This window comes from Paracoccus sp. MBLB3053, from assembly GCF_031822435.1.
Classification (GTDB): Bacteria; Pseudomonadota; Alphaproteobacteria; order Rhodobacterales; family Rhodobacteraceae; genus Paracoccus; species Paracoccus aurantius.
Map to the genome: position 1 here is coordinate 2,606,368 of NZ_JAVQLW010000001.1, position 22,789 is coordinate 2,629,156.

The window sequence follows — 22,789 nt, forward strand, 5'->3', positions numbered from 1 at the left end:
CCCAATGGCCTATTCCCTTCGCAAGCGCATCGCCCTTGGACTGATCATGGCTCTGACGCTTGGCACGGCCGGGCACGCGCAGGAAGTGCTGGGCCGCTACTCGGCGATGATCGGCGCCGAGGACCGGCGCAACTCGAAGGGTGCACCTCTCACGCAGCCGGGCCAGATCCTGGCGCAGGAAAGGGCCAATTTCCACCGCTTCGGCATCCGCCAGCAGGGCGACGAAAGCGATGCCTATTTCGACCAGCAAGACATGCGCGCGGCGCTGCCGGGGCTTCTGGCGCGGGGGCAGATCGAAGCAGCCGCCCGATCCGTCATCACGCGCGGCGGGGTCGTCACGGTCGAGATCCTGGGTCAGGGCGGTCGGCCCACTTCCCTGCGGGTCAGCGCAGGGCCTGCTGCGCCCGCGGGCACTGCGGAGGGCAATCGCGCAGCGGCGCGCATCGACGGGAACTGGGTCTTCCGTCGCGCCGCGCGAGAGGACACCGCCATGGCTCTTGTCGCGGGTGTGGATGCAAGACTGATGCTGTCCTGCCGCCGCCCGGCCAGCGGCGCGCACCCTTCTGGCCAGTTCAGACTGACGCTGACCGCGCCGGGTATTGCGCAGATCGGCCAGGAGACGGTGCAACTGATGGCTGCCATTGACGGAATTGCGCAGGGCAGGCTTTCGATGACCCTATCTCGCGGGCCGCTGGAAGGCGCGGTGCCCGCGTCATCGCGCCTTGTGCAGTCGCTCGAGGCCGGCAACCGGTTGAGCCTGTCGCATGGCGGGGTGTTGCTTGTCGAGGCCGGGCTTTCCGGCAGCTCTGCCGCGCTTGCCCTTCTGTCAGAATTCTGCGCGACGCCCCTCGACACGCCTCCAAGCGCGGCGCTCAGCGCGGCCCTTGCAGACGCAGCCGAGCCACCGTCCACCCCCCCGACTTCTGCCGAACCAGCCGGCGGCAGCGCGGCAGCAGGGAACGAGCCGGTCGAGCGCGGTCTTGAGGGAGAGGAAGAGATTCGTCGTCAACTGGCACTCTGGCTTCTCGGCCAACGCCCCTCGCTGGTGCGCACGTCAAGCTTCAAACTGCCATTCGAACTTCCCCCGGATTATCCCGCCTATGAACAACCGGCCCGTCCGGACCGCGCCACCTTGCAGCAGACCTACGAATTCGGTGATCTTTTGCGACGCAGCCGGATCGAGCATCTCGAAAGCGTCGCGGCTCGGGCGGCCTCCGAAACGGTCCCCGATCGCATTACCCTGCTCGTGTCGGCCCGTCTGTTCAGCCCCGAACCGGGTGCGGCGGGTCGTCTGCGACTGGGCGGCTACGGCAAACTGCTTGTGAACCAGGATCTGCAGGAGTCGGTTCCGGCCGCCTTGCGAACGCTTCAACTCGACCTCGGGCCCGCGATGGGCAGGGTGCTCATGCGGGAAAGCGCGCCGCTGCCCCTGCCCCTGCCCCCAGAAATCCGCGCGCTGGACGCGCCGCTTGACCCGACCGGGCGGCCAGGCCTCGAGTTTTTTCCGGCCGATGACCAATATCTGAAGGTCACGCTTTCGCTTTCCGATCCGCGGGTCCTGCTGCCACAGGATGTCGAACGCGTGAGTTCCTCGGGTCCGGTTGCGGAAATCGCTGCCCAGGTGATCGAGGCACGGCTTTATAGAAAACCGCGGACCAGAAAGAACGAGCCACCCGCCGCAGAAGTTCTGCTGGCGACATGGCAGCGGGGCGAGGTTGCAACTCCGGCGACCGGAAACCTGAACACGCTTGCGAGCTTTGCCGGAAACTATGCCTACGGGATGGAAGATGGGCGGCTCCTGAGCATGTCGGGAACGTACCGAGAGGCGGCCGGCATGCCGCGCACGATCGGACCTTTGGGCATTTCCCCCGATGCAGCCATTCGGAATGCCGATCTGCTGATCCGCGCCAACGCGGTGCTGGAGCGCGGGCCGGATCGCGACTTTTCGCCCGAGCTCTTGCAAATGTTGCTGGCACAGCTTGTCGATCCCATCTCGCGTGACGGGATGGTGCCGCCCGGCTTCTTCGGTGAAAGCGGAGGGCTGAACGAAATCACGCGTGCCAGGGTGCTGCGGGATGCCGCGCCCAAGCTTGCCGCCTATATCCGCGAACGCGGACCCGAACTGCCTCTGCCCGTGCGCTCGCGGGGGATGGCGGAATTGGGTATTTACGACATCGGGGCCGAGGTATTTTCCTATTCGCTCAGACCCGGAGAGTTGACCTATCTGCAGACGCCGTCGGGCAACCGCAATCTGGATGGCGCGCTTGATGAGCTGACGGATGCGCTGCCCGTGCCGCTCGACGCGGCCGAGGCGCTGCTGACGCAGCTTGATCAGGACAATCTGCCCGGCCGCAGCATTCCGGCGCGGCTCGACATGCAGCTGGTTTCGGCACGGGCCCTGCCCCAGAGCGGCGGGCCGATCACCATGGAGGAATTGCAACGCGTGGTTCTGACCTGGGAACCGGAGCAACTGGAAATCACTACGGACCTGGCCGGCGAGCAGACGCTGCTGCGTCACGACTTCGCCCCGCCTGCCATTGCGGTCGAGGCCGAAGGCGCCGTTCCAGAAGCCGTCTACGACACGACTGCAGAAACCCTTCTGGGCACTTGGGCCGCACATCACAGCACCCCGACTGAATTTGCCCGTCGGATCGCTGCCGACCGAACCTTCAGCAGGCGAATGGGCCAATCCCCCCAAAGCGTGATCGAGGCGCGCGCCCTTGAGGAAGCCGAGCGCCTGATCGCTTCGGCGCAAGACAGCTTCTGGATCGGCCTGTCGGTGCAGATGGGGCCCTATGACGAAACAGCGCAGCGCATCCCGCTGACCGATATCGCCGTCCTGCCGATCCCCGCGCGCATCTACGACGACGTCGATGGCCTGCCGACCCTGCATTTCCCCGACCGCGCCGCCTTCGATCACCTGCCCGCGACACCCGAGGAATATCAGCTGATCGTCGGCATCGACGGCGGTCGGCATGCGCTGATCTTCGCCAGCGTCACTCTGGCCGAAGAACAGGACCGCAAGGGCATCCTGACCCTGAAGCGGCCGGACAAACTGCTTTTCCTGCGCGAGGACGGCAATGGCGGCGTTTCGGTCACCTTGACGAAGGAACTCGAAGCCGCGCCACAACTCGGTCTGGCCTCCCTCGCCGCTGCCGAGACCCCGACCTCGGTTGCGCCCGCAGCGCCTATGATGACGGCCGATGCGTCCGAGCCTGTCGCGCCGCCGACCGGGCCGCTGCAGGCCTTCGAGGTGCCCGAAGTCCTGAAGCTGGACGCCGAGGGACTGGACTTGCTGGCGATTTCATTGCAGCCCGATCTTTATGATGCCCCCGCCTTCCGACGCATGTTCATCGAGCGTCTTGCGCGGGAACGGGCGGATCAGCGCGCGGGCCGCGGGCCGCAATGGGGCTCGTTCTTCGCTGATCCGGCGCTGGAGCTTACCCCATCGCTGGTCGACGCCTTGCTGCCCGACTTTGCCGCCTGGAGCAAGGCAAGGGCTGCGGCATTGCCGGATCGCCTGCTGCTGCAGGTGGGAATTACCGGGCCCCACCCCGAGACCGGCTGCCGCGCGGCGCGGCCGCTGCCGCAAGCGGCGGTTGCCGAACGTGCTGCCGTGGCCGAGGTCGCGGGTATCCTGCCGGGAGTGATGCCCGCCGCCGCGATTTCTCCGGTTTCGGACGTGACCAAGCCCGGCGGTCCGGTGCTGCATGTGGTGGTCGGCCGGCCCGGGCATCCGTCAGGCCCTGGCGGGGCTTCGGATTGCGACTTCATCGAACTGCGCGGCACTGCAAGTGACCTTGCGAGCGCGCGCACCGGTCTTGATGCGGCTGCCGCGCCCTATGTGGACGCGCTGATCCAGGCCGATATGCCCATGGTGGCGCGGGTGACCTCATCCGGCCCCCAGGCCATCGATTATGAGCTAGAGCCCGAAGACATCCGTTTTCATCCGCTGTCGCCGGGCGCCAAGGACCAACCGGGTCTGCGCGGCGTGCTGGTGATACGCGCGGGGGTTTCTGCAGTCGAGACATGGCAGATCGACAAGTCCAACCGGACGACTATCCGGGCAGAGCGTTATGATCGGGACGATTGGCAAAGCCTGCTTCCGTCGCGCGACAGTTCGGCCTTCGATATCCTCGGGCTGCGTCTGGGCAGTCCATTGGCCGAGGTCGAGGCGACGGTCGCCGCGCGGATGCCCGATGCGATCCGCCACGTCTCTCCGCCGGTTGCTCAGGCAGGGATCTATGACCATGCACTGGGTTTCAGTTCAGCGGATGGCCACGAAGTGATCCTGTCGATCTACAATTCGAATGATGAAGCAGCACCTGCCGTCGCCCTTATGCGTTATCGCTTCCTGCCTTCCGGCTCGGCCACCGTGGACGCGGTTCGCCAGGCGGTGAGCGAGAAATATGGGCCACCGGATCGCGACAGCGGCGATCACCTGGCCTGGGGTGTGCCTTCGCAAGAAATCGATTCAAACCAGGTCTGTGGAGGACACAAGCTGTTTCGTGGCCGGAACGCCCCGCGCCTCGCTCCGGAAAAATCGCGCGACGAGATCCAGGCCGGTTCCCCTGAGGGAACTTACCAGGCACCCGAATGGGGTTATTACGGCTGGCCCGTGCCGTTTGCCGATTATCCCGATTACCAGCGTGTTCAGGCCGAAACCTATTGCGGGCCGGTGGTTCTTGCCCGCATCCGCAGCGATGTGCATGAGCCCGGCTCGGTGGACCTGACAGTCTGGATCCTCGACAAGCCCGAGGCTGAAAGACTTGCGACCGAAGCGGCAAAAACGGCAGTGGTGCCGGAACTCGACATGGATCTGTGAAGCCGGGCCTACCCCGCCACGGGGTCGTGCGAAAAGGGTTCCCGCCATTCACGACAAACCCGCATTTCCATGTCCGGCCCTCGCTCTGCCGTTCTTCTGCGTCGCAGGCGGAACCTGACAAGCGCGGGCTACCTCGCGATGGTGGCGGAAAGGCCCGTCGCTCTGCTTCGGCCGCGATAACCTTCGCCCCAGATCCTCGGCTGGTCCCGCATCAGCATGCGCTGCTCGGCCTGATCCATGCGTCTGATCATCCGGTCGGTGTCGCCGCCGGTTTCGCGATGCAGCCGGGTCCAGACGCGGAGCACGGATTGCGCACTCCAAGGCAGGGCCGCATTCGCGAGCCATCGGCGCAACTCGGCAGGCAGGCGGTCATAGCGGTCCATCGGGCGAGCATTGCCGCGGCATCTGAGCGAAGTGGCAAGGTTGCGCGCGCTCAATGCAAATCCTCCTTGTCATTTTCGTCCGTCACCGGGTCGATAACCAGCAAAAGCCGCGTTTTGCCGCTTCCCGCGATCGGGGGCGAGCGGTGCAGCACCCCGGACAGGGCCGGCCAGAGCGTCCCGCGCAGGATCGCGACATCTCGCGCCGCCAATTCCAGAATCGGTCCGGCATCGGGACCAAGTTGAAGCTGCGTCCCGGTGCCGCGATAGGTGCACAGCATCCGCGCCCGCACCCGGTCGATATGAAAACGGCGGCAGGCATCGGTCGTGACCGGCTGCAGACGCAGCCGCAGCATCGGGCTGGCCATGATCCCGGCGAAGATGAACCCCAACGCGGCAATGTCGCGGGCCAGCAAGTCTCGCATCGGGCTCGCGGGCATGCCGACACGGTCGCATTCTGCCCGAACGCAACTCTCGACCGCGCCGGCACCAAGGATCACCCGCAGGTCGGGCAACGACGTTGCGGGAAGTCCGTCCAGCCAATTCTGGAACTCGGGCAAGGGTCTTCGCTGCCAGATTGAGGCGCCGCATGCAGGCTCGGCGATGCGGGACAGGATGTCTGCCTCGCGGCCCTGCAAGATGCTGCCGGATGACAGAAACGGGAATTGAACGGTCATGTGCCCTCGCTCAGGCGGTATTGCGGTGGCCCCATTTCGGGAAGGGATCGGGCAGGTTTGCCCAAAGCTGCGGCGTGAAATCGATGGCCTCGACCAATGCCGCATCCAGCCTGGCGGCAAGAGCCTCGCGATCCATGCCTGCCCCGATGAAGACAAGTTCCTGCCGCCGGTCGCCCCACGGCTCGGACCAGTTCTTTTCGAGCTCGGCCAGCGCGTCGGGATGGTTCGGCCATCGGTCCTGCGGAATCGAGGCCCACCATCCGCCCAGAGGCGTCACCGTCGAGATCGCCCCGGCCAGGCTGAACTCCACCGCCCAGTTCGGACGCGACGCGATCCAGAGATGCCCCTTCGCGCGGATCACGCCCGGCAGGTCGCCGTTCAGCACCTGATGGATCTTCTGCGGATGAAAGGGCTTGCGCGCACGATAGACGAACGATGAAATGCCGTATTCCTCGGTTTCGGGAACGTGGTCCTTGAAACCGTAAAGCTCCTTTGCCCACATCGGATGCATATGGGCGCGATCGAAGTCGAAAAGGCCGGTATCGAAGATCTGGTTCGCATCCACGCGGCTGAAATCCGTCTCGATCAGCCTGGCATCGGGGTTGAGCGCGCGTACGATCTTGCGCGCCAGATCAAGCCTTACAGAGCCTGCTTCCGTCACCTTGTTCAACACGATGACATCGGCGAATTCCATCTGATCGGTCAAGAGATCGACCAAGGTGCGCTCATCTCCATCTCCCAGGCTCTCGCCACGATCGGCGATGAAGTCATGGCTTGAAAAATCGCGCGTCAGGTTTGCCGCATCGACCACTGTGACCATGGTGTCGAGCCGCGCGACATCCGACAGGCTGTGGCCTTCGGCATCGCGAAAATCGAAGGTGGCGGCAACCGGAAGAGGCTCGGCAATGCCGGTCGATTCGATCAGCAAGTAGTCAAAGCGGCCCTCGGAGGCGAGCCTGCCAACCTCGGACAGCAGATCGTCGCGCAAGGTGCAGCAGATGCAGCCATTCGTCATCTCGACCAGTTTTTCCTCGGAGCGCGAAAGCTCGGCCCCGTCGCGAACCAGATCGGCGTCGATATTCACTTCGGACATGTCATTGACGATGACGGCGACGCGCCGACCTTCCCGATTGTTCAGGACATGGTTCAGCAAGGTTGTCTTGCCGGCACCTAGAAAGCCCGAGAGAACGGTGACGGGAAGACGTGGATCGGGAGAAAGTCCTCTGACTGGCATGGCGTCCTCAGCATGTAATGTTATTACATACGTCTTCTAGGGATCAGTAAGGCGGGACGCAAGCCGCATTCGCACCACCAAGCGCCGCATCCATGGGAAAACTCGGAAAACAAGTTGCGACGCGGTTCTGACCGGCGCCTGCCCGATGAGCACGGCATATAGCGCTTTGGCCGAGTTCGTCGAAATGCGTAATGTTATAATGTCACTTGCCGCCAATTGATAGTTATGGAATAACATCACGCGCACAGCCCGACGAGTGAGTGATGGTCCCGAAAGCCGCAACGATCCCCCCAGAGATCTGCCACCCGCTCAGGAACGCGGCGGCCTCAGGGGCCCTGGCGGCCGTCGTCCTTCCCGAGGCCTCGCCGGACGATGGCCCCGCGATGCTGCGCGGCAATGCACTGGCGATCGGGGCGGCTTTCGCAGCCCACTGAAACCACAAACAAGGAGACCACCGGATGTTCAGGCAATTCGCGGCAAGCGGCGTGATGGCGCTGCTGCTGAGCGGCGCGGCTTACGCCGAAAGCCATGATCACGATCATGAAGGCGGGGATGTCACGATCTACCGCGTCTTCGTGGGCGATCACGACAAGGGCCAGGTCACCGCCTTTGATCTTGACGAACCCGAACATCGCTGGACTTTCCAGACCAAAGGGCAGGTCAAGATCTATTCCGTGGCGGATGGCGGCGCCGTCGCCGCGGTGCAATCCGATGATGACACCGTGACGTTCATCGCCAGCGGCGTCTCGCTCCATGCCCATGGCGATCACTCCGATATCGAAACTGCCGACCCGACTGCGATCGCCGAGACGCTGACCGGCCCGCGACCCTTTCATCTCGTCGAGCACGGCGGGAAGGTCGCGATCAATTTCGACAAGGGTGGCTATGCCCAGATCATCGACGCCCATGAACTTTCCGAGGGTGCGTTGAAGTTGGCACGACTTCCGCAGGCACGCGCGCATCACGGCTTTGCCGCCCGGCTGGGTGAAAACTGGGTTTCGACCGTCGCCTCGGACCAGCCGGTCCCCGAAGGCGAATCCGTACCGCGCCTGGGCCTGCAGGCCTTTGACGCCGAGGGGCAGCCGCTTGGCGATCTTGCCACCTGCACAGCAATTCATGGCGAGGCCTTTTCGGGCGTCTATCTTGCCGCCGGCTGCAAGGAAGGCGTGCTGATCGCCACAGCAGGTTCGGGCGGCGTGGTTTTCGAGATGCTGGAATATCCCGCCGATCTGCCAAAGGGCGAAACCACCGGCACGCTGCTTGGCTCAAGGGGCATCCAGGTCTTCCTGGGCAATTACGGTGCCAAGGGTCTTGTTGTGGTCGATCCGGTGGACGAGCCGCATTTCACCTATGTCGAGTTGCCCTTCCGCCGCGTCGATTTCGCGCTTGATCCGGTAAGGCCCTCGGACGCCTTCGTTCTGACCGAGGACGGACAGTTGCACCGCATCAACATCCTTGAGGCCCGGATCGAGGCCAGCGCCAAGGTCACGGAACCCTACAGCATGGACGGACATTGGAACGATCCGCGTCCGCGCATCGCCATGGCTGGCGCTGAGGTCGTCGTGACCGATCCGAATGCCGGTCTCCTGCGCCGGATATCAACGGCGGATCTGACCGAAACGGGCACCATCGAGATCGGCGGAAAACCCTATAACCTTGCCGTCGTCGGCGGCAGCGGCGTCGCCCACTGACATCCGCGCAATGTCAGCCCGCCGGCATTCCCATCCCCCTTCCCTATCCCATGAGACAGAAACATGCTCTCCAGACTACTCGCCTCTGCGGCGCTGACCGCTGCCCTGACGAGCCCCGCCCTTGCCCATGACGGAACGGTCGACGTCATCGCCCCTTTCGAGATCAAGGGGACGGATCCGGCGACCTCGGGCAATGTGTTCATCAAGATGGACCTTGCCGAAACGCTGGTGAATGCCGATGCCCAGGGCAGGCTTGTGCCCGGCCTCGCCACCGAATGGAGCCCATCCGAGGACGGGCTGGAATGGCGCTTCCTGCTGCGCGAGGGCGTGAAATTCCATGACGGCACCCCCCTCGATGCCGAGGCCGCCGCCAAGGCGCTGACCATTGCCAGCGGCAAGCCGGGCCTTCTGGAAACCGCCCCGATCACCGAGATCGCCGCGGATGGCGAACGAACACTTGTCGTGCGCCTTTCCGAACCCTTCGCGCCGCTGCCCGCCTTCCTGTCGGAATACCGCTCGCTGATCCTTGCGCCCGCGGCATATGATGCGGCGGGCAAAGTCACGGCGCTCATCGGCACCGGCGCCTATCGCCTCACCAAACTGGCCGCGCCCCTGCGCCTTGATGCCGTGGCCTTTGCCGATTACTGGGGCGGCACGCCCGCCATCGAGAAGGCGAGCTATCAGGCGGTCGGCCGGGCCGAGACCCGCGCCCTGATGGCCGAAAGCGGCGATGCGGATTATGTCTTCAACCTCGATCCCGCCTCGCTTGCGCGGCTGAAAGGGGTCGACAGCCTTGATGTGCTGTCGGTGCCGACGCCGCGCGCCCTGCTGATCAAGGTCAATGCCGGCCATCCCGCATTGAAGGAACCCGAGGCCCGCCGTGCCCTGTCGATGGCTATCGACCGCGAGGGCCTGGCGCATGCGATCCTGCGCTATCCAGCCGGGGCCGACCAGATGCTGCCACCCTCACTGGCCGAATGGCATTCAAAGACCGTAGCTCCACTCATCCATGACCCCGAAGGAGCCAGGAAGATCCTTGCGGATCTGGGCTGGACGCCCGGCACGGATGGCGTCCTGACCCGCGATGGCAACCGGTTCAGCCTGACCCTGCTCACCTATCCCGACCGCCCTGAACTGCCGCTGAGCGCCGCCGTTCTGCAGCAGATGTTTGCCGAGATCGGTGTCGAGGTCACGATCGACTCGACCAATTCATCGGAAGTGCCGGTGCGCCATGCAGATGGTTCGCTGGACATCGCCCTGTTTGCCCGCAACTTCGCGCTGGTTCCCGACCCGATCGGGACCTTCCTGACCGACTATGCCCCGGTCGGCGACTGGGGTGCGATGAACTGGGACAACCCCGAATTTTCCGGTATCATCAGGGATCTGGCGCATGGCAAGGGCGGCCAGGCCGAGCGCGATCGCGCCATCGGCATCATCCAGACCGAGCTGCCCGTCATCCCCGTCGCCTGGTATCAGCAAACCGCCGCCATATCGAAGCACATCACCGGAGCGGTGCTTGACCCTTATGAGCGCAGCATCGGCCTGAAAGACATGCGGTGGGCCGAATGACGAAGGCACTTGGCTATCGCGTCCTGCAGGCGCTGATGGTGGCGCTGATCGTGGGCCTGCTGACCTTCCTGATGATGGAAGCCCTGCCCGGTGACATGGCCTTCCGTATCGCCGCCCATCGCTACGGCTATGACGCGGTCAACGCCGCTGCCGCCGAGGCGGTGCGAAGCGAACTGAACCTCGACCGGCCCGCCATCGCAGCCTTCGGTCGGTGGTTCGTCGACCTCTTGCGGCTCGATTTCGGCACCTCGGTCATCTCGGGCGCACCCGTCATCGAGGAAATCCGCCACCAGCTTGGCGCCAGCCTGCAACTTGCCGGCATTGCGCTGATGCTGTCACTGCTGATCGGGCCGCCGCTGGGGCTGCTCGCGGGGCTACGCGCGGGGGGCTGGCTGGATCGCGGTCTGCTGATCGTCTCGACCGCGCTTCGATCCGTCCCGCAATTCCTGATGGGATTGATCCTGATCGTGCTCGTCTCGATTCACCTCGGCTGGCTGCCCGCGGCCGGCTATGGCAAGGCCTCGCATTTCATCCTGCCTGCGCTGACGCTGGCGCTTGGCCTTGCCGCCGCATCGGCACGGATCACGCGCGATGCCATGGCGGGGGTCACGGCAAGCCCATTCTACGCCTTTGGGCGCTGGAAGGGGCTATCCGAGCCTCAGATGCTTCGCCGTCACGGCCTGCGTCATATCGGCGTCGCGCTTGTCACCTTCCTTGGCCTGCAATTCGCCATGCTGGTCGAAGGCGTCGTGGTGATCGAGGCGATCTTTGGCTGGCCCGGCATCGGCCATGCGCTGGTTCATGCGATCTTCGGTCGTGACGTGCCCATGGTGCAGGGCACGGCACTGCTTCTGGGGCTGGGCTTCGTCGCCCTGAACGCGCTGGTCGATCTGGCTGCGCATTGGATCGACCCGAGGGAGAGCCGGGCATGAGCACCGTCACGACCGATATCCCGATTGTCGCGCATCGCGGCTGGACCGTGACGCAATGGGCGGGCGCAGTTATCGTGGCGGCGATGCTCGGCTTCGCGATCCTCGCGCCGATGGTATTCCCCGCCGACCCGCTGAAGCAGAACCTGCGCCACATCCTCGGCGGGCCGGATGCCACAGCACCATTTGGCTATGACCATCTCGGGCGTTCGCTGATGGCCCGGCTGGCGTCGGCGCTGCGGCTTTCGCTGAGCATTGCAGCTGCGGCGGTCGTGAGTTCGGCGGCCCTGGGCGTTTCGGTCGGCGTGCTCGCGGCATGGCACGGCGGCTGGGTGGACCGGACCCTTAGCCTGATCGCCGACAGTTTCCTGGCGCTGCCCGGGCTCTTGATGGTGCTGATCATCCTTGCCATCGTGCCCAGCACGCCGATTGCCTTCTGGATCGGGCTGAGCTTGATCCTGTGGATCGAGTATTTCCGGCTCAGCCGCGCCGTCGCCAGGCGACTGCTGGTCGCGCCAGGGGTGCAGGCCTCGCGACTGCTGGGCTTCGGGCCGGTTTACATCTTCCGGCGCCATCTCTGGCCCGAGCTCGCGCCGATGCTCTTGACCGTTGCGTCCTTTGGTGCGGCAACCGCCATCATGACCATTGCCGCGCTTGGCTTTGTCAGCGTCGGCATGCGCGCGCCAACGCCGGAACTCGGTCTGATGATGGTCGAGATCCTGCCCTATTACCGCGAAGCACCCATGGCCCTTATGACCCCCGTGCTTGCCACTTTCCTGACCCTTCTGGGGCTGAACCTGATCGCCGGAGGTCGCCGCGCATGAGCATTCTGCTGAAAGCCGAAAACGTGAGCGTGCATGCCGGGGCCACTTGTCTGGTCGAGCCGGTCTCGCTGGCGCTGCAGGCGGGCCGGCCCTTCACCATTCTGGGTGAAACCGGTTCGGGCAAGAGCCTGCTTGCGCAGGCCCTGATCGGCACCCTGCCGCAGGGGCTGCGGGCCAAGGGCAGGGTCGGCATCGAAGGGCACGATCTGGATCTGTCCCAACCGGGCCTTCATCGGCCGCTTTGGGGCCGGGTGTTGGGCATCCTGCCGCAAGAGCCCTGGCTCTCGCTCGACCCGCTGATGCGGGCGCATGCCCAGGTCGCCGAAGGCCATGCCCTGGTCGGCGGCAAATCCTGGGCCGAGGCGCGCAGGGCGGCGGATCGCGATCTGGCGGAACTTGGGCTGTCGGATGCGGGCCGGCGCCGTGCCGACCAACTTTCCGGCGGAATGGCGCAACGGCTGGCATTCGCCGCCGCACGCACCGGTGGCGCCCGCATCACGATCGCGGATGAGCCGACCAAGGGCCTTGACGTGGCCCGGCGCGACGAGGTGATCGCGCTTTTGCTGCGCGAGGTGCGGGACGGCGGCGGGCTTCTGACCATCACCCATGATCTAGAACTGGCCCGGCGGATGGGAGGCGATCTGGCCGTGGTGCTGAAGGGCCGCGTCATTGAACAGGGACCGGCAGCCGAAGTCCTGGGAAATCCACAGCACGACTATACCCGCCGCCTGATCGCAGCCGATCCTTCGGCCTGGCCCGACGGGAAGCGCCGCCCGGCGAGCGGAGCTGCCGTCCTGACGGGCAAGGGGCTTGGCGTCTCGCGTGACGGCAGGCGGCTTTTCGAAGGGCTGGACCTGAGCCTGCATCCTGGTGAGATTGTCGGCATCTCGGGCCCCAGTGGCTGCGGAAAGTCGACGCTTGGGGATCTGCTCCTGGGACTGGCGCGACCCGATGCCGGCGTCGTCACCCGCGCAAAGGGAATTGCCCCTGCCCGTTTCCAGAAGCTGTATCAGGACCCGCCAAGCGCATTTCCGCGCCACGTCGCCCTGGGCCGGGCTCTGGAGGATCTGGTCGGGCTTCATCGCCTGGACGGCAGCCGCATCCCGCCGCTGCTTGACCGGTTGCAGCTCTCCCCGGTTCTGCTGACGCGTCGACCGACCGACGTGTCGGGGGGAGAATTGCAGCGGCTCGCGCTGCTGAGGGTGCTGCTGCTTGATCCGGTATTTCTTTTCGCCGATGAGCCGACCTCGCGGCTGGATCTGATCACGCAGGCCGAGGTGACATGGCTTCTGGCCGAAATCGCGCGGGAGACAGGGATGGCCCTTCTGATCGTCAGCCACGACACCGACCTGATCCGCAAGACCGCCGACCGCACGGTGTTTCTGGGCGGGGAGGAACGAAACCTCTCGGGGCAAGGCGTGGCGCTGGCGGGCGAATTGGGAAAAGTGACCGAGATGGCGTAGCGTTTTCCGCCTTCGCTCTCGGAAATCCTCACCGAGTCGTATATTGACCCCATCGCGCCCAGGAGCAATGCCGGCACAACCGCAAGGACGGGCAGTCAGGATCGGGAATTATGCATCTAAGCGGAAAGTCTCACGGGCGCGGCCTGAACCGCCGGTCCATTTCACCTGTCGCCGCGCTTGCTGCGGCGGTATTTCTGTCTGCCGCGGGCTCGGCCGCGGCACATCCCCATGTCTTTATCGACGCGGATGCGGCGTTGATATTTGACAGGTCGGGCAGGCCGGAGGCGGTGCGTGTCACCTGGACCTATGACGAATTCTACAGCCTGATGATGATCGAGGATGCCGAGCTGGATCGCGATGGGGACGGAACGCCCGATCCTGACCGGCTCAGGGCCTTTGCCGGCCAGGATGTCGACTGGGCCGCAGGCTTTCCGGGCCATATCCTTCTGGAGCGTGACGGCAAGCCGGTCGAGCTTGCCCCGCCCCGCGCGCATCAGGCCCATTATGTTGATGGCAGGATCGTGACCTCGCATGTCCGGCCGCTGAAGAACCCGGCTGCGCTGACGGCACAAGACGCGCTCTGGCTGCGCATCTACGATCCGGAATATTTCGTGGCCTATGATACGCCGCGCAGCCCCACCATCGAGGGTCGGCAGGATTGCAAGGTGACGCGCCGCCCACCCGATACCAGCGGACAGAGCGAGCTGCTCGCCGCGCTACAGAACCTTGATATGGAGGCCGATTCGATCTCCATCATGAACATGCCCGATGTTGGCATCACCTTTGCCGAAGGCTTCGAGATCAAGTGCGGCGAGCGCTGATCCTCGCCTCGGGGCTTCTCGCGGTTCTGCTGCTCGTGATGGTCTGGCAGCATCACGCGCAGATCGTCGCCTGGGCCACGGCCATGCAGCGCGATGCGCAGAATGGCCTTGCCCGTAGCCTGCAGGCCCTGAAAGCCGGCAATCCCGGCGCCCTGGCCAAGCTCATGGGCCTTTGCCTGGCCTATGGATTCTTTCATGCCGTCGGTCCCGGCCATGGCAAGTTCCTTGTCGGGGCCTATAGCACCTCGCGTTCGGTCCCGATCGGGCGACTGGTCTTTGCGACCGTTGCATCGTCGCTGGGACAGGCGGTCACGGCGGTGGCGCTGGTTCTTGCCGGTATCAGCCTGTTTGCGTTGTCCCGCCAACAGCTGACAACGCTGGCCGAGACGACGCTGACGCAACTGAGCCTGATTTCGATCATGCTGATCGGGGTCTGGATCGTGCTGCGCGGGGCTGCGCGGGGCACGGGTCTTGTCGCCGCCAAGCTAGCCGCAAGTCGCCACGAACCGCCGATGACGAACCCTGGGCATCACCACCACGACCACGCCCATCTCCGATGCCCCAGCTGCGGCCATGCCCATGCGCCCTCTGCCGACGACATTGCCATGGCCTCCGGCTGGCGAGAGCTTGCATCAATGATCCTGGCAATCGCCATTCGCCCCTGCAGCGGCGCGATCCTGCTGCTGGTGCTGACCTGGCAGATGAACATCCTTGGCGCCGGTATCGCAGGTGCCTTCGCCATGGCGACGGGCACGGCCTGCCTGACCCTTCTGGTCGCCGTCATGGGCAGTTCGCTGCGCAAGGGCGCGATGGAGGGGTTTGCCCAATCCCCGGCCCTGCGGGCGGTGGGCGCCTCGCTCGAGATTGCGGCCGGCCTGGCAGTCCTCATTCTGGCGGCCGAGGGGCTCGGGCTCGTCTGACACACGACCGAGTTGCCCCCCGGGCATCCATGGCGCACGCGCAAATTGGCCCCGGCCCCAGCATCGCCATGACACCTGGCCTGGTCGGGAATTGTTCCGATCTGTCCCCGAGCTTTCGACTGCCAAAACCAAGTCCGATAGCATCGGTCAAAAGGATCTACCCTCGCCAACACGTGGCCTGGGCCGAGTTGCATCCCGCAAGGCGAAGTTCGAAGAAATCAATCGCGCGGCAATGATCGACCGGGGGCGGATTGGCGCATTTGTGCCATCCAGATGCGACCGGGATGCTTGATCGCGTGCGACCCGCGAACTGCTGGGCGCTTCGCATGAAAACGCCCCGCTACCTGCAAGGCGCGGGGCTTATTCGAGAATTCTGGTGGGCGATAACGGATTTGAACCGCTGACATCTTCGATGTGAACGAAGCGCTCTACCGCTGAGCTAATCGCCCGGTCCGCGCTAGATAGCGGCATGGCAGAGGGTCCGCAAGAGGTGCATGAGAAAATTTTCATTCACTCATCCGCGCCTTGGGCATCGTCCTCATTGCCACTTTCCGCAGCCTTCCTGCGTCGGAGCCGAAGGACGATCACCTCTGAACCCGATGCATCGGTTTGCCGGTTGATCCTTGCACGTCCCAAGGGCGGAAGCGCCAGCGTCTTTCCCGCCGCGATCGCATCACCCAGTTCGGCCAGCGTGGCTTCGACAACCGGCTTGATCTCGGTATTGCGCAACCCGGTTCTCTGGGCAATCTGCGCCAGGAATTGCCGCTTTTGAAGGACATGGGCGTTACCGGGGTCCGAACTGGTCGGTTCCTCAGTCGACGGATCGTGTTTCGAACGTCTCTCCTGTTTCCTGCTGACCATGACACCTCCTGCAAAGGAAAAATGCAGCACTCGTTACAACGAAAAAACCGCGCGGAGCGTGCCCCGCGCGGTCCCTGTTCAGTGGGCTATGGCCGTTCCCCCGCCGCCCTTCTCGCGTGCGGCGGCAAGTCGCCCGGCCTCGGCGGCCTCCTCGGCCGCCTCGTCCCATTCGACGGCTTCCGGCATGCGCAGCAATGCCTGCTTCAGCACCTCGCGCACATGACTGACCGGTATGATGGTCAGCCCTTCCTTCACATTGGCCGGGATCTCGGCGAGGTCCTTTTCGTTGTCGGCCGGGATGAGCACCGTCTTGATGCCGCCCCGCAGGGCCGCCAGCAGCTTTTCCTTGAGACCGCCAATGGCGAGCACATTCCCGCGCAACGTCACCTCACCCGTCATCGCGACATCCTTGCGCACCGGGATCTGGGTCAGAACCGAGACGATCGAGGTGACCATGGCGATCCCCGCAGACGGACCATCCTTGGGCGTCGCACCCTCGGGAACGTGGACGTGAATATCCACGGTCTCGAACTTCGGCGGCTTCACTCCGATTTCCGGGCTGATCGAGCGCACGAAGGACGATGCGGCATCGATCGATTCCTTCATGACATCGCCCAGCTTCCCGGTCGTCTTCATGCGGCCCTTGCCCGGCAGCTTCAACGCCTCGATCTGCAGCAGATCCCCGCCAACCTGGGTCCATGCCAGACCGGTCACGACACCGATCTGGTCATCCTTTTCTGCCAGGCCGTAGCGGTGGCGGCGCACGCCCAGATATTCCTCGGCCTTTTCGGGCGTGATCTCGACCGATTTGACGGTCCCCTTCAGGATCTCGGTCACCGCCTTGCGGGCTAGCTTGGCAATTTCGCGCTCCAGCGAACGGACGCCCGCTTCACGGGTGTAATAGCGGATCACATGGGTCAGCGCCTCGTCAGTGACCGAGAATTCGCCCTTGCGAAGCCCGTTCGCGCTGATCTGCTTGGACAGGAGATGCTGACGCGCGATCTCGCGTTTCTCGTCCTCGGTATAGCCCGAAAGCGGGATGATCTCCATCCGGTCCAGCAGCGGACCGGGCATGTTGTAGCTGTTCGCGGTGGTCACGAACATCACATTCGACAGGTCGTATTCCACTTCCAGATAATGGTCCACGAAGGTCGCGTTCTGTTCGGGATCAAGCACCTCGAGCATCGCCGAGGCGGGATCACCCCGAAAATCCTGGCCCATCTTGTCGATTTCATCGAGCAAAATCAGCGGATTCGTGGTCTTGGCCTTTTTCAGCGCCTGGATGATCTTGCCCGGCATCGAACCGATATAGGTCCGACGGTGGCCGCGGATCTCGGATTCGTCGCGCACGCCGCCAAGGCTGATGCGGATGAATTCGCGACCCGTTGCTTTGGCCACCGAACGGCCAAGCGAGGTCTTGCCGACGCCCGGAGGACCGACGAGGCACAGGATCGGGCCTTTCAGCTTGGCCGAGCGGTTCTGCACGGCCAGGTATTCGACGATGCGTTCCTTGACCTTCTCGAGCCCGTAGTGATCTGCATCAAGCACCTGCTCGGCCTTGCCCAGATCCTTGCGGATGCGCGACTTGACTCCCCAGGGAAGGGCAAGCAGCCAGTCAAGATAGTTGCGGCTGACCGTGGCCTCGGCCGACATCGGCGACATCGACTTCAGCTTCTTGAGCTCGGCATCGGCCTTTTCACGGGCTTCCTTGCTGAACTTGGTATTCTCGATCTTCTCTTCCAGCTCGGTCAGCTCGTTCGAGCCATCCTCGCCATCGCCCAATTCCTTCTGAATGGCCTTCATCTGCTCATTCAGGTAATATTCGCGCTGGGTCTTCTCCATCTGGGTCTTGACGCGCGACTTAATCTTCTTTTCGACCTGCAGAACCGACATCTCGCCCTGCATCAGGCCATAGACCTTCTCAAGGCGTTCGGCGGTGTTCAGCGTTTCCAGCAGATCCTGCTTCTTGTCGAGCGCGATGCCCAGATGCCCGCTGACCAGATCGGCAAGGCGCGCAGGCTCGCGCGCTTCGGCAACGGCCGAAACGACTTCTTCGGGGATATTCTTGCGCACCTTCACATAGCGCTCGAACTCCTCGGCAACCGCGCGGGTCAGAGCGACGCGGGTTTCCTCATCGCCGTCGATTTCGGCCAAGGCTTCGCTGCTCGCCTCGAAATAATCGGCGTTGCTGACGAAATCGACGATCCGCACCCTTTCCCGGCCCTCGACGAGAACCTTGACGGTGCCATCGGGCAACTTGAGCAGTTGCAAAACATTGGCAAGCACGCCGGTGCGGAAGATCCCTTCCGGCGCAGGTTCGTCCACGGCGGCATCCTTCTGCGCGGCAAGCAGAATCGGGCGATCCTGCTCCATCACGGCTTCCAGCGCCCGCACGGACTTTTCGCGACCCACAAAGAGCGGCACGATCATGTGGGGGAACACCACAATGTCCCGCAGCGGCAGGACCGGATGGGTGATCTGGGCGAATTCGTTCATGGGATCAGTCCTTTCTAGCCAAGAGGCGTGGCCCCGGAATAGGCAGCACATGTCTCCTGCTTTCGGACAAGATAGGAAGGCTGGACGGCAGGTTCAATGGTTCATTCGTTCTCCAAATGTTCCAGAATGTACCGAATTGCACGGGAAAGGGCCCCCGACATGTGCGGGGGCCCTTCCTCAGGTTCATCGAATGAGGCTGAAGACTTCAGACTCTCTCGCGGAAGAAGTCGTCAAGCTCGCGGTCGGCCTCCTCCTTGGTCCAGCCATATTTTTCCTGCAGCTTGCCGGAAAGCTGGTCCTTGTGGCCGGCAATCTCGGTCAGTTCATCATCCGTCAAATCGCCCCATTTCTCCTTCACGGAGCCCTTGAGCTGATTCCATTTGCCTTCGACGATATCCCAGTTCATGGCGCTTTCCTTTCCGTTGTGGATTGCTTTGCGCTTGCGGAGAGATAACCTTCGAGCCGTGACCGAGTTGCCGCCACTCACGGGGAAGTGACGGATATGCGGTCCCCCTTCGCCAGTCGCCCCCTGCAGACGACGCACGCCTTCTGGCGGGGCGCGATGGCACCGTCATCGGGGCCCATGGCGCCTCAGGTGCGACACGGCGCAAAGGCCCCTTGCGCCCGCCGCGCGATCTGCGATAAAGCGCCGACAGGCAATGGTTTGCCCGAGTGGCGGAATGGTAGACGCAGCGGATTCAAAATCCGCCGCCGCAAGGCATGTCGGTTCGAGTCCGACCTCGGGTACCAATTGGCCTTGACGGATTGATCTAGACGCATCTCCGTCCGATTTTCCCAAGGAAATCAACCGTAGCCAATTCACCACGGCTCGACATCGGTCCTGTTCGATTTCGATCTGCTGAGTTAGGCTTTCGATGCCTTTGGAGGATACATGAATGCCGCAAAGGAAGCAAAAGCCCAAGGAAATCGTCACGAAGCGTCGGCAGGTCGATGTGTTGGTATCGCAGGGCCGGTCGGTCGCCGAAGCGGTCCGCTCGATCGGTGTGACCAACTCACCTATTCCCGTTGGCGCAAGGCAGTTTCGGACCTGACACTTGAGAAACTGATCTTGAAGGGTGAGCGCCGGTGCGCCATCGGTCCAAGCCCAATGGCGAGCGAACGCATCGCATACCGGGATCTTGACCAGCACCGGTCGACGCAACGCAAGGTGCCCTCGGGCGCGCCGACGAAGAGGCCCTGACCGCCGACATCATCGCGCTTGCCCGCGAATATGGCCGCTATGGCTATCGGCGCGTCGCTGTGCTGTCTGGGGAGCCGGGCCGTGAACGTGAAGCGGGTCGAGCGGAAGGTCAATTCGATCGATGTCATCGGCGTGCTCACCGACCAGTTCATGCCTCACGCGGCGCGCCTGCCCATATCAGGTCAGACAACGGCCCCGAGTTCATTGCCGTCGCGGTCCGGGACTGGATCGTCGCGGTCGGCGCCAAGACCGCCTACATCGGACTGGGTTCACCCTGGGATGGAAGAGGATCAGAAAACAGTCTTGGGGGACTGTGTTCCCGACGAGGGGCTATTGCGAAAGCTTCAACGCCAGGTTCCGCGACGAGCTGCTCGATGGCGAGATCTTCTATACCCTCGCCGAGGCATCGGTTGTCATCGATATCTTCCTGTCCGTCATCCCCACGAGCGAACCCTTCGACCTCGGCCGTCGCGGGTTCGTCGGGGATCTGGATCAGCAGACTGGCCGGTAGTCCCTCGCCCTTCCCGGCCAGGCCCGGATTGCTTCGTCTATGCCCTCGACAAACCGACCATCCTGATGCTTCCAGATCCGCCTAGGCGATAGCATCGACAGTATTGCCCGCCTCAGACGACGGATGGGCAGGGTAGCCATGGGCGAGCTGACCCGGTGCCCAGCGCCGAGCGGATAACTGTTCCTTGGTGTCTATGCGCTTGCGGGATGAAGCAGCTATCCATGCGGCTTCTATCTGCTCGGGATGCCACATGGCCTGGCGATGGGTTCTGCCTCGTCCGGGTGCTCCCATCTTCAAGAGATCTTTGCCTACTCTAGCGAATAGACTGACGAGGGCCCTGCCCTCCGCAAGCTTTGCCGACGGATCGGCTTGACGTGTGCGGCTCCCATATCCCCGGCCTGACGCGGCATCGATCTCTCAACCGTTCGATCCGACTGAACCAGCCGTCCTGAGAGCGCGGCCGTAAGCGCCGCGACAATGTCCGTGCGGTTTCACCTGCGCCACGCAGAAGACGACAAGCTTGGGCACGAGAGGGAAAGGCTTCGGACGGTCGGACCGGCTCAGGCGCGGCCCAACTTCTTCAGGCGCGCATCGCGCAGTCGCGCGAAATCGTCGCCCGCGTGATACGATGAGCGCGTCAAAGGCGTGGCTGAAACCATCAGGAAGCCCTTGCCATAGGCCGCCTTCTCATAGCCGGCGAATTCTTCGGGGGTGACAAAACGATCCACGCGGTGATGCTTCGGCGTCGGTTGCAGATATTGGCCGATGGTCATGAAGTCGATATCTGCAGCGCGCATGTCGTCCATGACCTGCAGCACGGATTGCCGATCCTCGCCCAGACCGACCATGATGCCCGATTTCGTAAACATGCCGGGATCGAGTTCCTTGACCTTCTGGAGCAGGCGCAGCGAATGGAAATAGCGCGCGCCCGGTCGCACCGTAGTATAGAGATGCGGCACCGTCTCGAGGTTGTGGTTGAAGACGTCGGGACGCGCTTCCACCACGGTTTCAAGCGCACCGGGCGTCGATTTCAGGAAGTCGGGCGTCAGGACCTCGATCGTCGATGCGGGTGAACGATGACGAATCGCGCGAATCGTCTGCGCGAAATGTTCTGCCCCGCCGTCGTCGAGATCATCACGATCGACCGAAGTGATCACGACATGCTTCAGCCCGAGCTTCTGCACGGCATGTGCAACGCGGCCGGGCTCGAAGACATCAAGCGCGTTCGGCTTGCCGGTTGCGACATTGCAGAAGGTGCAGCCGCGCGTACAGATCTCGCCCATGATCATCATGGTGGCGTGACCCTGACTCCAGCACTCGCCCACATTCGGACAGCCTGCCTCTTCGCAGACGGTCGACAACTTGTTGTCGCGCATGATGTCGCGGGTCTGCTTGTAGCCTTCCGACGTCGGGGCCTTCACACGAATCCAGGATGGTTTTTTTGGCTGATCCTGATCCGGCCGATGGGCCTTTTCGGGGTGTCGCTGGTCGGGCATCCGAAGATCGCGCAAGGTCATGTCCTTTCGGTCGCGGTTGAAGTGGAAATAGACCTTTGGCCGCGCATTGGCAACGCCACCTGAAAAATGAGGAACGCGATGCAAGCGCACCGCGCCCCCGATGCTTCATGGGCCAGGTCAGCCCTTGCGACGAAGCCTTGCATTGCGGGCCCACATGTTCAGCCCTTCGACCAGAGCCGAGAACGCCATGGCCGCATAGATGTAGCCTTTCGGAACATGAACGCCGAAGCCCTCGGCGATCAGCGTGGTGCCGATCAGCAGCAGGAACGACAAAGCCAGCATGACGATCGTCGGGTTCCGCTCGATGAAGTTCGCAAGCGGATTCGCCGCGACAAGCATGACCGTGACCGCCGCGACAACTGCAACGACCATGATCTCGACATGAGGCGTCATGCCGACGGCCGTGATGATGCTGTCGATCGAAAATACCAGATCGAGGATCAGGATCTGCCCGATCACGCCGGCAAACGTGCTGGTCGCGGCGCCCACCATCGTATCCTCGTGATCCGCCGGATCGACATGGTGGTGGATCTCCTTGGTGGCCTTCCAGACAAGGAACAGACCGCCGGCAATGAGGATGAGATCCTTCCAGGACAGTTCATTGCCAAGGATCGTCACGACCGGCTCGGTCAGGCGCACGATCCAGGCCACCGTCGCAAGCAGGCCGAGCCGCATGATGAGCGCCAGACCGATACCGATGCGGCGCGCCCTTTCCCGGCTCTCGACAGGCAACCTGTTCGTCAGGATCGAGATGAAGATGAGGTTGTCGATGCCCAGCACGACCTCCATCACCACCAATGTGGCGAGGGCGACCCAGACGGCCGGGTCCTGAAGCAGGGCGAAAAAGGTTTCCATTATGGTTCCCGAATG

The 22,789-nt window shown here is 63.5% G+C and carries 17 protein-coding genes, 2 tRNA genes and 1 pseudogene; 11 read left to right on the plus strand and 9 right to left on the minus strand.

Features of this window, described 5'->3' with window-relative positions; genetic code table 11:
- Positions 1-4: 4 nt before the first annotated feature.
- Complete coding sequence (locus RGQ15_RS13020; protein WP_311160708.1) at positions 5-4,825, plus strand: hypothetical protein; 4,821 nt, start codon at positions 5-7, stop codon at positions 4,823-4,825.
- 128 nt (positions 4,826-4,953) lie between these two features.
- On the opposite strand, the gene RGQ15_RS13025 is transcribed toward RGQ15_RS13020, so the two are convergent.
- Genes RGQ15_RS13025 through RGQ15_RS13035 form a run of 3 tightly spaced genes read right to left on the minus strand, consistent with a single transcriptional unit; the run spans position 4,954 to position 7,116 of the window.
- The gene (locus RGQ15_RS13025) at positions 4,954-5,262 is read right to left on the minus strand and encodes a DUF6525 family protein (RefSeq protein WP_311160709.1); all 309 of its coding nucleotides are present in this window, start codon (positions 5,260-5,262) and stop codon (positions 4,954-4,956) included.
- Positions 5,259-5,882: a DUF1826 domain-containing protein gene (locus tag RGQ15_RS13030; RefSeq protein ID WP_311160710.1), complete on the minus strand. Its 624-nt coding sequence runs from the start codon at positions 5,880-5,882 to the stop codon at positions 5,259-5,261. The genes RGQ15_RS13025 and RGQ15_RS13030 overlap by 4 nt, the downstream gene beginning before the upstream one ends.
- Positions 5,883-5,892: 10 nt before the next feature.
- Positions 5,893-7,116, minus strand: coding sequence for a GTP-binding protein (locus tag RGQ15_RS13035; RefSeq protein ID WP_311160711.1), 1,224 nt, complete (start codon positions 7,114-7,116; stop codon positions 5,893-5,895).
- A 263-nt stretch (positions 7,117-7,379) separates the two neighbouring features.
- Here RGQ15_RS13035 and RGQ15_RS13040 point away from each other — a divergent pair, with 263 nt between their 5' ends.
- From RGQ15_RS13040 to RGQ15_RS13075, 8 genes are all read left to right on the plus strand, one after another.
- A complete protein-coding gene (locus RGQ15_RS13040) occupies positions 7,380-7,550 on the plus strand; it encodes a hypothetical protein (RefSeq protein ID WP_311160712.1) in 171 nt (56 codons plus the stop codon).
- Positions 7,551-7,574: 24 nt separating this feature from the next.
- Complete coding sequence (locus RGQ15_RS13045) at positions 7,575-8,807, plus strand: hypothetical protein (protein WP_311160713.1); 1,233 nt, start codon at positions 7,575-7,577, stop codon at positions 8,805-8,807.
- A 63-nt stretch (positions 8,808-8,870) separates the two neighbouring features.
- Positions 8,871-10,376, plus strand: a complete 1,506-nt coding sequence (locus tag RGQ15_RS13050) for an ABC transporter substrate-binding protein (protein ID WP_311160714.1) — start codon at positions 8,871-8,873, stop codon at positions 10,374-10,376.
- A complete protein-coding gene (locus RGQ15_RS13055; protein WP_311160715.1) occupies positions 10,373-11,308 on the plus strand; it encodes an ABC transporter permease in 936 nt (311 codons plus the stop codon). Before RGQ15_RS13050 ends, RGQ15_RS13055 begins: the two co-directional genes overlap by 4 nt.
- Positions 11,305-12,129, plus strand: a complete 825-nt coding sequence (locus RGQ15_RS13060) for an ABC transporter permease (protein WP_311160717.1) — start codon at positions 11,305-11,307, stop codon at positions 12,127-12,129. The genes RGQ15_RS13055 and RGQ15_RS13060 overlap by 4 nt, the downstream gene beginning before the upstream one ends.
- Entirely contained in the window at positions 12,126-13,592 is a 1,467-nt protein-coding gene (locus RGQ15_RS13065; RefSeq protein ID WP_311160719.1) for an ABC transporter ATP-binding protein, read from the plus strand. Before RGQ15_RS13060 ends, RGQ15_RS13065 begins: the two co-directional genes overlap by 4 nt.
- Positions 13,593-13,702: 110 nt before the next feature.
- Positions 13,703-14,413 carry a DUF1007 family protein gene (locus tag RGQ15_RS13070; RefSeq protein WP_311160720.1) on the plus strand — a complete coding sequence of 237 codons (711 nt, stop codon included), beginning with the start codon at positions 13,703-13,705 and terminating at the stop codon, positions 14,411-14,413.
- Positions 14,398-15,333, plus strand: coding sequence for a nickel/cobalt transporter (locus RGQ15_RS13075; protein WP_311160721.1), 936 nt, complete (start codon positions 14,398-14,400; stop codon positions 15,331-15,333). The genes RGQ15_RS13070 and RGQ15_RS13075 overlap by 16 nt, the downstream gene beginning before the upstream one ends.
- Positions 15,334-15,707: 374 nt before the next feature.
- Here the strand turns inward: RGQ15_RS13075 and RGQ15_RS13080 are convergent.
- The 4 genes from RGQ15_RS13080 to RGQ15_RS13095 form a co-directional block, all read right to left on the minus strand.
- A tRNA-Val gene (locus RGQ15_RS13080) sits at positions 15,708-15,782 on the minus strand.
- A gap of 61 nt (positions 15,783-15,843) precedes the next feature.
- Positions 15,844-16,194 carry an HU family DNA-binding protein gene (locus RGQ15_RS13085; protein ID WP_311160722.1) on the minus strand — a complete coding sequence of 117 codons (351 nt, stop codon included), beginning with the start codon at positions 16,192-16,194 and terminating at the stop codon, positions 15,844-15,846.
- A 78-nt stretch (positions 16,195-16,272) separates the two neighbouring features.
- Positions 16,273-18,690 carry an endopeptidase La gene (gene lon, locus RGQ15_RS13090; RefSeq protein ID WP_311160723.1) on the minus strand — a complete coding sequence of 806 codons (2,418 nt, stop codon included), beginning with the start codon at positions 18,688-18,690 and terminating at the stop codon, positions 16,273-16,275.
- A 205-nt stretch (positions 18,691-18,895) separates the two neighbouring features.
- Entirely contained in the window at positions 18,896-19,096 is a 201-nt protein-coding gene (locus tag RGQ15_RS13095) for a CsbD family protein (RefSeq protein ID WP_311160724.1), read from the minus strand.
- 260 nt (positions 19,097-19,356) lie between these two features.
- Between RGQ15_RS13095 and RGQ15_RS13100 the strand changes: the two genes are divergently transcribed.
- A tRNA-Leu gene (locus RGQ15_RS13100) sits at positions 19,357-19,440 on the plus strand.
- 146 nt (positions 19,441-19,586) lie between these two features.
- Positions 19,587-20,345: pseudogene (locus tag RGQ15_RS13105) on the plus strand (integrase core domain-containing protein); the annotation flags it as partial.
- A gap of 617 nt (positions 20,346-20,962) precedes the next feature.
- Here the strand turns inward: RGQ15_RS13105 and lipA are convergent.
- The gene (gene lipA / locus RGQ15_RS13110; protein WP_311161094.1) at positions 20,963-21,919 is read right to left on the minus strand and encodes a lipoyl synthase; all 957 of its coding nucleotides are present in this window, start codon (positions 21,917-21,919) and stop codon (positions 20,963-20,965) included.
- Between the two features lie 117 nt (positions 21,920-22,036).
- Entirely contained in the window at positions 22,037-22,774 is a 738-nt protein-coding gene (locus RGQ15_RS13115) for a TerC family protein (protein WP_311160725.1), read from the minus strand.
- Between the last annotated feature and the right edge of the window lie 15 nt (positions 22,775-22,789).

Coding starts and splice junctions, on each gene's coding strand:
- RGQ15_RS13020 (WP_311160708.1), top strand. CDS start 5: ATGGCCTATTCCCTTCGCAAGCGCATCGCCCTTGGACTGATCATGGCT.
- RGQ15_RS13045 (WP_311160713.1), top strand. CDS start 7,575: ATGTTCAGGCAATTCGCGGCAAGCGGCGTGATGGCGCTGCTGCTGAGC.
- RGQ15_RS13070 (WP_311160720.1), top strand. CDS start 13,703: ATGCATCTAAGCGGAAAGTCTCACGGGCGCGGCCTGAACCGCCGGTCC.
- lon (WP_311160723.1), bottom strand. CDS start 18,690: ATGAACGAATTCGCCCAGATCACCCATCCGGTCCTGCCGCTGCGGGAC.
- lipA (WP_311161094.1), bottom strand. CDS start 21,919: ATGACCTTGCGCGATCTTCGGATGCCCGACCAGCGACACCCCGAAAAG.
- RGQ15_RS13055 (WP_311160715.1), top strand. CDS start 10,373: ATGACGAAGGCACTTGGCTATCGCGTCCTGCAGGCGCTGATGGTGGCG.
- RGQ15_RS13035 (WP_311160711.1), bottom strand. CDS start 7,116: ATGCCAGTCAGAGGACTTTCTCCCGATCCACGTCTTCCCGTCACCGTT.
- RGQ15_RS13030 (WP_311160710.1), bottom strand. CDS start 5,882: ATGACCGTTCAATTCCCGTTTCTGTCATCCGGCAGCATCTTGCAGGGC.
- RGQ15_RS13085 (WP_311160722.1), bottom strand. CDS start 16,194: ATGGTCAGCAGGAAACAGGAGAGACGTTCGAAACACGATCCGTCGACT.
- RGQ15_RS13065 (WP_311160719.1), top strand. CDS start 12,126: ATGAGCATTCTGCTGAAAGCCGAAAACGTGAGCGTGCATGCCGGGGCC.
- RGQ15_RS13040 (WP_311160712.1), top strand. CDS start 7,380: ATGGTCCCGAAAGCCGCAACGATCCCCCCAGAGATCTGCCACCCGCTC.
- RGQ15_RS13115 (WP_311160725.1), bottom strand. CDS start 22,774: ATGGAAACCTTTTTCGCCCTGCTTCAGGACCCGGCCGTCTGGGTCGCC.
- RGQ15_RS13095 (WP_311160724.1), bottom strand. CDS start 19,096: ATGAACTGGGATATCGTCGAAGGCAAATGGAATCAGCTCAAGGGCTCC.
- RGQ15_RS13060 (WP_311160717.1), top strand. CDS start 11,305: ATGAGCACCGTCACGACCGATATCCCGATTGTCGCGCATCGCGGCTGG.
- RGQ15_RS13050 (WP_311160714.1), top strand. CDS start 8,871: ATGCTCTCCAGACTACTCGCCTCTGCGGCGCTGACCGCTGCCCTGACG.